The sequence below is a fragment of the Microvirga sp. GN3 genome, from assembly GCF_055792825.1.
In genome coordinates, this window is sequence record NZ_JBVVAK010000102.1 from 20,215 (window position 1) to 29,257 (window position 9,043).

The following is a 9,043-nucleotide window of genomic DNA, read 5'->3' on the forward strand; positions in this document are numbered from 1 at the left end:
GCGGCTTTTTTCATGAGTTCATGGGAGGTCGATTTAAGCCTCGGCTGCCGAGGTCTCGATCTGGGTCAGGTTCTTCTTGACCGCTTCCTGCACCTTCTCGAAGGCGCGCACCTCGATCTGGCGGACGCGTTCGCGAGACACGCCGAACTCGGTGGAGAGCTCTTCGAGTGTGATCGGATCGTCCGACAGGCGGCGCGCTTCGAAGATGCGGCGCTCGCGCGGATTGAGCACGGAAAGCGCGGAACGCAGGGCGGTCAGCCGGTTCTGGCCTTCCTCCTCCTCGACGAGCACCTGCTCCTGGCTCTGGCCGCTGTCGACGAGCCAATCCTGCCATTCGCCGCCGCCTTCGCCTTCGTCGCGTAAGGGAGCATTGAGGGAGGCATCGCCGCCGAGGCGGCGGTTCATGTCCACCACGTCCTGCTCGGTCACGCCGAGCTGGGTGGCGATCTGCTTGACCTGATCAGGACGAAGATCGCCTTCCTCGAACGCGGAGATGCGGCCCTTCGCCTTGCGCAGATTGAAGAACAGCTTCTTCTGGTTCGCGGTGGTGCCCATCTTCACGAGGGACCAGGAGCGCAGGATGTATTCTTGAATCGCCGCCTTGATCCACCACATGGCATATGTGGCGAGGCGGAAGCCCTTGTCGGGCTCGAAGCGTTTGACGGCCTGCATCAGGCCGACATTGCCTTCCGACACCACCTCGCCGATCGGCAGGCCGTAGCCGCGATAGCCCATGGCGATCTTGGCAACCAGGCGCAGGTGGGATGTCACGAGCTTATGGGCGGCTTCGCGATCTCCATGCTCGCGCCAGCTTTTGGCGAGCATGTACTCCTCATGCGGCTCAAGCATGGGGAAGCGACGGATTTCGTCGAGATAGCGCGAAAGGCCCCCTTCATTGGCAAGCACTGGAAGCGCTGCAGCCATGGTAATCTCCTCTTCTGGCGGCCGCTCAGGTGAGTGAGCTTGTTCACCGTTCCGACCGTACATCCCACCGGATTGGCGAGGGCAGCAACAACGTGCGCATGCTCCCCCTGGGTCGCTCATTGCATCGACTACACGATTGCTTTGAGGAGACTTCCTACAAGGAGAGCCTCCGCACTGTTCTCTAACTTGTCCGTCCATAGTCCCGTCGTCAGCCTGAGAAATCTGACAGGCACTCTGTCGATGCAAGTTCCGGTTTTGGACTGCTATCGTGCACTTCGGGCATAAAGCTCAGTCAGCAGGATCACGGTCGGCTTTTATGACTTACCTCGGGTTTGAGCTGGACCTAGTGCTCACGATAGGGTGTGATCACACTGGTGAAGTTGAGGGGCTGACGCTCGGCATTGTGACTAGATTGATTTGGTGATCGCGATCCATGGCCAAGGACACAGGCCGACATCAGTTATATCGGCGAAACCTAACGCTCTAGGCGAGGGTGTTGTCCTATCGAGACAGAGCTTCGGTCACTGTGCCGCCCATGGCCGATCCAGTGAACGTGAGGCCTGTCGCGAGCCATACGTGGCTTGGCCGTAATATGGCTGGTGTTTCGACGATTTCTGCTGTGCTGAATACGCAATCCCGCGACCAGGACAGGGGCTACGCCGTTCTTGCCATAATCCAACTCAATCTCCTCGGCAGATAACACGTAGGTGGGACGCCGGATTGCTGCGGGCCGCCGACTGGTCAACCACGAGACGGAGCATGATCATGAGGAAGGTTCTCAGTGCGCTAACTGTCATGACGGTGGGCGCGGCCGCCTATTCAGGGGGTGCATATGCGCGTGGCGATGGCCTTGGTGGCAGCGATATTAGCAATTACGCCGGAGAGTTCGACAACTGGTTTGGTGACCACGGGGTCAGCGGTCTCGTCGGGAGTTAAGTCGCAGCCTTTGCCCCTGCTGGAGAGTTTAGCCATGGCTTCGATAGCAGGATTGGAGACTTCGGCAGAGGAATGTGTCATGAAACTGCCTGACGCGATGTCGTCAGCCGCGACTTCAGACATAAGCTGTTCAGGCGCAGTCGTGAAGACAACTTGACCTATTGCGGGCGAGCGCTCCCACGATGCTTCTGCAACTTCCTCACGCTCACTCCGAAGTTACGACAGAGCCCTCTGCTGTTATGACAGCGTCTGGTACCATCAGACTCTTGATCAAACATCTAGCGCATCATGCTTAAAAAGTGGGCCTGGTTTTTCGCTGACGCGGACCTTCGTTTCGCGCCGGACGATGCGCTGCTCAAGACAAGTGAGCATCGTCACTTGCTGTCCTGCAACCGATCAAGAATGGCCTGCGCTATGGGTTGGTACTCGCCATCGAAATGATGCCCTCCGGGCCGCATGATCCTGGTGGCGTTATCGAGTTCCGGCAAGGTGCAGGCGGTATCGACCCCGGGCTGCTCATCCGCGCCATAAAAGCACATGACGCGTTGCGCCGGCAGGGTCTTCAGCGCGGATCGAATGTCTACGTCCGCAGCAGAAGCAACACCAACGTAGCCTGCGGCCGAGATCTCGAAGCTGGCCGTGGGTTCGAGGCCCATCAATGCAATCAGCTTCACGTTGGTCCGGATAGTGGCCGGAAGGAATGGCCACGCCGGCGGAAGCACATCCGCCCCCATGGAGTAGCCCAGCAATGCAAGATGCGGCACCTGCCAGCGCTGGCTATAGATCAGGGCAATCCGCTCAAGATCCTCCGCAATCATCTCCGGCGTTTTCTTCCTCCAGAAGTAGCGCAGGGAATCCACGCCCACGACCGCGATGTTCTTGCTGGCCAGCATCTCGGCGACCTGCTTGTCGATGTCGCGCCACCCTCCATCTCCCGAGAGGAAGATGGCAAGTGCGACGGGATGCTGCTTACTTGGCAACTCAACGAGTGGTAAACCGCTCACAGTGGCGACAGAACTTACACCGATCTCGAGGGCCGCCGCTAGGGCCGCCTGGAACCGGACGGGCTCCTCGACTGGAACCACACGCAATTCGTTGCTGCTATCTCCCTTCACGATCGCGTCGATCTCAGGATCGGCCGGGCCAGCCAAGATAAGGACCCAGCGGCCGGGGACGTCGTCGCTCGGTGCATAGACGAAGCCGCCGTCGGGAGCAGGTGAGGCTTTGGCGCCAGCGCAGAACGGCAGGCGGCTTGACAGCTTCGTCTGCATTCCAATGCTGACTGCGCCAGCTGCGGTATTGGGCGGTGCCTGCGCGAGCGATAAATAGGCGATTGTGCCGGCGACCGGGCCCGCCCCAAGAATGACCGGCCAACGGTAAGTGGTAGTGCCGAGCGCGCGTTGAGCCGAGGTGGAGAGATCCTCAAATTCGCCAAGGGCATACAAGCAGGTGGCGTCCGCATCAGCCTCTCGGTCCAAACGCTGCATGGTCATCGAGGAGGAAAGTGGTACGACGGCGGCGCCTCGTGCAACCAAGTCTTCGATGTTGGCGCGCCGTTCCGGCGTAAGCTCACCATCGACCAGGAACGTGATGAACTGCTTTGGCTCATCAACAGGTGCGAACACCTGGACGGAGCCGAACGTGTCCTGGTCAACTGTGACCTCCCGCGGTGCCGCTCTGACTGGCAGAACCGATAGGATGAACACGGCAGAAATGATCAGGGGGTAGAGGCGCAGCATGAGTTCTCCTCTGACGGGCTCAAGCAATCGGGGCAGTCGGCACGTCGCGGGCTTGCTGCGATCAAGGTGGTCACGTCCAGAAGCACCCGCGGCAGAGCAAGCCCCCCCGGATACGCGAGATAGCGCGGCCGCCATTCGGGCCTGAATTTCTGCTTGAAAGCCCGCACGCCCTCAAAATTGTAGAACCGATCGGCGCGCCGATAGATTAGGCCGCCGATACGGCTCCACCATGATGCGAGGCGATGGGTTGGAAGACCTGCCAAAGGGGTCATTCCGAGATTGAACCAGCGGTAGCCTTCCATCTTGGCCTGGCTCATCAGCCCGACAAACAGCAGATCCATGCAGCCTCCCGGGGCGTCGGGTCTGTGGCGCATCAGGTCGATCGTGAACTCGCGCCGATCGGCGCTGCGCCAGATATTCGCGAACGCGACGATTCTGCCGTCGTGGCGGATGATCGCACAGTCAGAGCAGCGGAGATAGGCATCCGACCAGAAGCCAAGCGAGAAGCCCTTCTCCTGCCCCTTTTCCCGGAGCCAGAGATCTGAGACCTCCCGCAGTTCGAGTAATGTTGGATCAATTTCGCCCGCTGGGACGATGGCGAATGTCGTCCCCGCGTTCAGGGCTCTTGCCTGGGCCTGCCGGAGCTTGCGCCCTTCTCCGCCCTGCAACGTAAAGCGGCTGAGATCGACCCACGCTTCCTCCCCGAGTTTCACCAGCGCGAAACCCACATCGAGGTAAATCGACAGATATTCGGTCGAGACCTGGTAGAAGACAGGCGTCGCCGCGAGATTGTCGGCCAACTCTCGAAAGCGCCACACGAGGTCCTGAGTTGTTTCGTCGGTTTGGGCAATTGGGTCGCCCATGGCAATGAGACTTCGGCCTTGTATGCCGTACATGATAAATCCGTCCCTCGCCTCGGAAAGCAGGAACTGCTTGTCCCCGAGCAGGGCGAGGTGAGCTTCGGCGCGGGGAGAGGCAGTTACAATCGAGCGCACCGCATCGAGCGTCTCCTTTGGGGCGTGGCTTGCATGGTAGGGGCGGCGATGGACCAGCGCATAAACCGCAACGCCAACCACTGCGACGGCGACCCCAAGCGTGGCCCGCAGGAAGCGTGGAGCATCGCCATAATAGGCGAATTCCCACCACAGCTGATCATTGTACTCGATGTGCTGGTAGGAAAAGAGGCCAAGCCAGATTGAGGTGACGATTACGGCAATTCCCGCCATGATCCAGTCGATTGAGGGGGATGTCGCGAAGATTTCAGCTTGGCGGTAAAATGCGCCTCGGGCGGTAGTGAGCACACCGATACCGGCCAGGCAGACGGCCGCCTCCTCGTAGTCGAGTCCCTTCGCGAGCGAAAACAGTGCACCTGCAGCCAGGAGAGCGATTGCCGCCCGCCAGGCCCTTGCCAGCCTTCGCGCCAGCCCGCCCGCGAGGACCAGCAAGACGACGCCGACGACGCTGGCGAGCAGATGCGAGGCCTCCACGAAGGGAAGGGGGACGGCATACCGCAAATAGGCCATGCGCTGACTTTCGCTTGGCAAAGCTCCTGACAGGAGCAGAATGGTCCCTCCGGCAAATACCACCAGCGCGCTCGCCTGTGGGACGGCCGGCCCTACCGTATCGCCGAACTGCCGTGTGATATCCCTAACTCTCTGCCAATGCTCTTCCAGTTCACGCAAGGTCAGGAGCAGGACGGACAGGCCAAACGGGACGAGATAGTAAATGATGCGGAACGCGAGAAGCGATGCGGCGAGGTCAGCCTTGGGCAAGCCTGGGTTCGCGAGAAGGATGGTTGCGTCGAAGATCCCGACGCCCCCGGGAACATGGCTGATCACACCGAGCACTGTTGCAAGGATGAACGTCGCCAGGAAGGCCGGGAACGTCAGGTCACCGGTCTGGGGAAGAAGGAACCACAATGCGAGTGCTGCCGCCGCAGTATCAATAGAGCCAATGACGATCGCCCCAAATATTGTCGGGGCCTGGGGCAGGCGGAAGCTCCAGTCTCCACGTTGGAGAATGCGCTCCCCTTGACTGACCCAAACCAGCCCCAGTAAGCCCGCGAGAAGCGCGAGCCCTACGGCCATATTCAGCCAGGGCTGCAGTCCATCGATCAGCGTAACGACAGAGGGCTCGGCCACGAGCGCAAAGGCGGCCAGGACGAGAAGCCCGGACCAGAACGTCAGAGCGCACAGGATGCCGATAGCGACAATATCTTCGGCCGCAACACCAGCCAAGCCATAGATGCGCAGGCGGACGGCGCTGCCGGTGAGCAGTCCGAAGCCGATGGTGAAGGTAAAACTCTGCCCGATGAAGGCGGCGGCCGCCGCCGTGCGAAGTCTGACACGTGCACCGACCTCACGAAGAGCGAGCACGTCATATCCGACGAGCGCAACGTAGGACAATGCTGTGGCGGCACCTGCTTTCGCGAAATCCGCAGTGGAACGTCGGGCAAGAGCGTCCTTCACGGCATCCCAGCTGAAACCTTGTAGGACACGATGAAGAATAATTCCTGCTGCCAGGAGCAAGGCAATGCCCATAACCGGCGCAAACTGACGCCAGGCAAGTGCCTCAAGGAGCTCCCGCACTCTCTCAAAGACCCCCCTCCCACGGCTTGAAGTCTGATCGGGCACCCTGTCTCCATACCGATGCAAACGATTACGGTTATTCGTCTCAGGAATAGGGATGCCCTTGAGTAACTTCATGAGAAGCCATTCCTTGGATGCGCCCTTCCTCGTGAGGGCGTCACTCTATGATCGGCCGCTAAATCCCGAGCCTTTATCGTCTTCGAGGTTTCAGCTACCGCTGCGGCCAATCAGGTTTCGGGGCGGGATGTAAGACCCTCAAGCGCCAGGTCATCTCTGCGTCCAGCCTCGGCCAAAGCCGCCAGGACATTCTGCGTTGTGAACTCACGAGCCCGGACGGGTAGATCGCCGGAGCCAGGATCTGCGGGTGGTTCCATCATGATCGTTTCTCCTTCGAGATCTGGGGCGGTCCTGAGCATTCCTATCAACCTGCGCAAGCACTGGGCGCTATCACAGGCCGGTCTGACGTGTTGCGCTGTTTCGTGGCATGTAGAGCAAACGGGCACATCGATCTCCTGTCAGATCTCACAGGATGGCTCATGACCCGGAAACTCGATCTGGCTTTCTCGCGTGGTGCCAAATAGCACACAACCAGCCCGTTGGGGGCCGCACCGCTGCGCGCCGGCTTGTCCCGGCTAACCGGAGCAGTCAGGACTTTATCACTGTCCACCGTCACCAAAAGGCTGTGCCGCAGCGTTGCGGCATGTGGGGTTCGTACCGTTGGCATCCTTGACCGCGAGAGGCACGCGGCTGGTGATGGCGCAGATCGCTTCTCCGTCGCCATCACGTCACAGGTCGGAGCAGCCGATCCCAGCGCACTGTCCAGGGCCACTGCCAGATCTTCCACGCGGACGCTTTCCCGCCGATGGAGAAGAAAATGATCTCCGCACGTCCAACGAGGTTCTCGAACGGCACATAGCCGACGTTGGACTGGTCGCGCGAGTCATCCGAGTTGTCCCGGTTATCGCCCATCATGAAGAACTCTCCCGCCGGCACGGTGTAGACGAGCGTGTTGTCCCATGCTCCACGGTCGCCCTGGATTTCAATGATCCGGTGCTTCACGCCATTGGGCAGGGTCTCGATGTATTGGGGAACCGCCACCGGGCGTCCATAGAAATCGGTGGTTTTGTAATCCTCGATCCGCTCACGCTGCACCGACTGTCCGTTGATGTGCAGAACGCCGCCGATCATCTGGATGCGGTCGCCCGGCAGGCCGATGACCCGCTTGATGTAGTCAGTGGAGTTATCCTTGGGCAGCTTGAAGACCACGACATCACCCCGCTTCGGCTGCGCGCCGAAGATGCGTCCCGAGAAGAGGGAAGGGCCGAAGGGAACGGAATAGCGGGAATAGCCATAGGCGTATTTCGAGACGAACAGATAGTCGCCAATGAGCAATGTCGGGACCAGCGAGGCCGATGGGATGTTGAAAGGCTGGAACAACAATGTGCGGATCACGAGTGCGATCAGAAGCGCCTGGGCGATGACCTTGATGGTCTCCCAGAAGCCGCCATTCTTCTCGATCGTCTGCTCCCGCACCTGATTCATCCGTACGAACTCCGTCCTGACGCGCGTCCATTCGCAATAGCCGTGAGCTCAAGGGGCATGGAGAAGCCGCCACGCCTGTGCCTTGCAAGCTGACGGTAATCTAAAAGGAGACAGTCGACCTCCTGTCAGATCTTACAGACTGGCATTGTAACGGGCCCTCCCATCTCTCAGCAGGGTGCCCTGATGCACTCTGGTCGAAAAGCTTTTGGAGCAATGATCATGAGAAAAGCTCTTATTGGTGTCACGTCTGCCGTGGCTCTCGCAGCCTCAACGATCGCATTGGCAACGCCTGCTTCGGCTTTGCCCATTTGGGTCATTCCGGCCATCATAGCGGCTGGCGTTGGCGGCGTCGGGGTTGGGGCCGCAGCGGACTCGGCCCAAGCCCAGACCACAGGGTCGATCATGGTGCCGCCGGCGGCGGGTCCGACGGTTACCCAGTCCTATGTCCCGGAGGCAACAGGGCAGGGTGGCTGCCATCCGGCTCGTGAGCGAATTGGAGGTGTCTGGCGGCGTGTTGAGATCTGCCCATAGAAACTCAGGCTTGAGCAAGGTTTCTGCTGGGCGGCTTCGTGCCGCCCAGTAGTACTCCGGACAATTCCGGCTCTTACTGGGAGAGAAAACGGGGGTCGGTGCGATCTTCTTGAAAGAAATGAGCACAGCCGCTATCGGACGTACACGCTGCGTCCCGTCCGTTCTGCAGGGTGCCTGAGTCGACCTCGGCAGCCTGCTCCGGCATCTGCGACATACTCAGTCAGACTCTATGGCCGCCACGCGCGCGGAATCACGCGATACCCCGGGGCGTAGCCCGGACGCTACCGGTGTTGCCAATTGGAGTCTGACCATGGCCAAATTCAATAACCTTCAAGGGCAAGCCCGCGCTGCTGGAACCGGCACGTCGCAAACGAATACCCAACAGCCAATCTGTTAGGAACGATGTCGCGACGTCTCAGGTGGCGGCGGCAGCAGATGCATCGCAGTCGCTGCAGGTCGCGAGCACCAGAACGATCATCGCCAGAGGGCTGCCAATCACACTGGCCCCTACGGATGCCATGCCGATCAACGCGCAGAAGTTCGGACTTATAGGGAGTCCGGCAGGCCGCTGACCACCAATCCATGCCGTAACCTGTCCGAGGAGAGCGCCCTTCAACTAGGTCGCGCTGACGAGGCCATCTTTGAATCCTGAGCAGCGGCTAATGATCTTCACGCAGAGGGTGTAACATAGGGCGGTATCGGTCATCGTGAGGAGGTGCGCGATGGAGGGCAACGTTTGGCGTCCGACGCATCTGACGCCGGAGCAGATGGAGGAGCGGCGCC

8 protein-coding genes are annotated in these 9,043 nt (G+C 60.1%); 2 read left to right on the forward strand and 6 right to left on the reverse strand.

What is annotated here, in order from left to right; all coding sequences use genetic code 11:
- Window positions 1-33 precede the first annotated feature (33 nt).
- Window positions 34-924: an RNA polymerase sigma factor RpoH gene (rpoH, locus tag ACS5Q1_RS33010; protein WP_203441111.1), complete on the reverse strand. Its 891-nt coding sequence runs from the start codon at window positions 922-924 to the stop codon at window positions 34-36.
- A gap of 759 nt (window positions 925-1,683) precedes the next feature.
- Between rpoH and ACS5Q1_RS33015 the strand changes: the two genes are divergently transcribed.
- Window positions 1,684-1,860 (forward strand): hypothetical protein, encoded by a 177-nt coding sequence (locus ACS5Q1_RS33015; protein ID WP_473102176.1) that lies wholly within the window; start codon window positions 1,684-1,686, stop codon window positions 1,858-1,860.
- Between the two features lie 374 nt (window positions 1,861-2,234).
- Here the strand turns inward: ACS5Q1_RS33015 and ACS5Q1_RS33020 are convergent, their stop codons facing one another.
- From ACS5Q1_RS33020 to lepB, 4 genes are all read right to left on the reverse strand, one after another.
- Complete coding sequence (locus ACS5Q1_RS33020) at window positions 2,235-3,599, reverse strand: virulence factor family protein (RefSeq protein WP_473102177.1); 1,365 nt, start codon at window positions 3,597-3,599, stop codon at window positions 2,235-2,237.
- Window positions 3,578-6,304 carry a bifunctional lysylphosphatidylglycerol flippase/synthetase MprF gene (gene mprF / locus ACS5Q1_RS33025; protein ID WP_473102178.1) on the reverse strand — a complete coding sequence of 909 codons (2,727 nt, stop codon included), beginning with the start codon at window positions 6,302-6,304 and terminating at the stop codon, window positions 3,578-3,580. The genes ACS5Q1_RS33020 and mprF overlap by 22 nt, the downstream gene beginning before the upstream one ends.
- A 110-nt stretch (window positions 6,305-6,414) precedes the next feature.
- Window positions 6,415-6,564, reverse strand: coding sequence for a hypothetical protein (locus tag ACS5Q1_RS33030; RefSeq protein WP_473102179.1), 150 nt, complete (start codon window positions 6,562-6,564; stop codon window positions 6,415-6,417).
- A 403-nt stretch (window positions 6,565-6,967) separates the two neighbouring features.
- Window positions 6,968-7,729, reverse strand: coding sequence for a signal peptidase I (gene lepB / locus ACS5Q1_RS33035; protein WP_473102180.1), 762 nt, complete (start codon window positions 7,727-7,729; stop codon window positions 6,968-6,970).
- A 219-nt stretch (window positions 7,730-7,948) separates the two neighbouring features.
- Here lepB and ACS5Q1_RS33040 point away from each other — a divergent pair, with 219 nt between their 5' ends.
- Entirely contained in the window at window positions 7,949-8,260 is a 312-nt protein-coding gene (locus ACS5Q1_RS33040) for a hypothetical protein (RefSeq protein WP_473102181.1), read from the forward strand.
- Window positions 8,261-8,675: 415 nt separating this feature from the next.
- Here ACS5Q1_RS33040 and ACS5Q1_RS33045 read toward each other — a convergent pair whose 3' ends face one another.
- Window positions 8,676-8,876, reverse strand: a complete 201-nt coding sequence (locus ACS5Q1_RS33045) for a chloride channel protein (protein ID WP_473102182.1) — start codon at window positions 8,874-8,876, stop codon at window positions 8,676-8,678.
- Window positions 8,877-9,043: the final 167 nt, after the last annotated feature.

Bases quoted from the DNA above. Each gene is read 5' to 3' on its own strand.
- rpoH (WP_203441111.1), bottom strand. From the start codon at position 924: ATGGCTGCAGCGCTTCCAGTGCTTGCCAATGAAGGGGGCCTTTCGCGC.
- ACS5Q1_RS33015 (WP_473102176.1), top strand. From the start codon at position 1,684: ATGATCATGAGGAAGGTTCTCAGTGCGCTAACTGTCATGACGGTGGGC.
- ACS5Q1_RS33020 (WP_473102177.1), bottom strand. From the start codon at position 3,599: ATGCTGCGCCTCTACCCCCTGATCATTTCTGCCGTGTTCATCCTATCG.
- mprF (WP_473102178.1), bottom strand. From the start codon at position 6,304: ATGAAGTTACTCAAGGGCATCCCTATTCCTGAGACGAATAACCGTAAT.
- ACS5Q1_RS33030 (WP_473102179.1), bottom strand. From the start codon at position 6,564: ATGATGGAACCACCCGCAGATCCTGGCTCCGGCGATCTACCCGTCCGG.
- lepB (WP_473102180.1), bottom strand. From the start codon at position 7,729: ATGAATCAGGTGCGGGAGCAGACGATCGAGAAGAATGGCGGCTTCTGG.
- ACS5Q1_RS33040 (WP_473102181.1), top strand. From the start codon at position 7,949: ATGAGAAAAGCTCTTATTGGTGTCACGTCTGCCGTGGCTCTCGCAGCC.